At 66.6% G+C, this 659-nt stretch carries 1 protein-coding gene; it reads left to right on the top strand.

The features are described 5' to 3' along the window. Positions 1–659 (top strand): slipin family protein (locus QMK28_RS34085; RefSeq protein WP_326443573.1); only part of this gene is annotated, 659 nt, incomplete at both ends.

Below are 659 nucleotides of genomic sequence, written 5' to 3'. Positions count from 1 at the left end.
AGGTCAACATGCAGATCGTGACGATGCCGATTCCCGCGCAGGACGCCATCACCCGCGACAACGTCACGGTCCGGGTGGACGCGGTGATCTACTTCAAGGTCGTCGACGCGGCCGACGCGATCATCCGGGTCGAGGACTACCGCTTCGCGGTCTCCCAGATGGCTCAGACCTCACTGCGTTCGATCGTCGGGAAGAGCGATCTCGACGATCTGCTGTCGAACAGGGAGAAGCTCAACCAGGGGCTGGAGCTGATGTTGGACAGCCCGGCAGTCGAATGGGGTGTGACCATCGACCGGGTGGAGATCAAGGACGTCTCGCTACCGGACACGATGAAGCGTTCGATGGCCCGACAGGCTGAAGCCGACCGGGAGCGGCGCGCCCGGGTCATCAACGCGGACGCGGAATTGCAGGCATCCAAGAAGCTGGCGGCGGCCGCCGCGGTGATGTCCGAGCAGCCCGCCGCGCTCCAGCTGCGGCTACTGCAGACCGTGGTAGCAGTCGCGGCCGAGAAGAACTCCACCCTCGTACTGCCGTTCCCGGTGGAACTGCTGCGGTTCCTGGAAAGGGCCCAGCAGCCCGCGCCATCGGTGGTGCCGCCTGCGGAACCGGCGAAAGCCAAGCCCGCGCTGGACGAGCGGCCTCCGGCCCCGGAGGCCGAC

It is taken from the genome of Streptomyces sp. H27-D2 (assembly GCF_035828615.1).
In the GTDB taxonomy this organism is placed as follows: Bacteria; Actinomycetota; Actinomycetes; order Streptomycetales; family Streptomycetaceae; genus Streptomyces.
The sequence above is the reverse complement of the archived record's forward strand: the minus strand, read 5'-3'. Positions and strand labels throughout refer to the sequence as shown.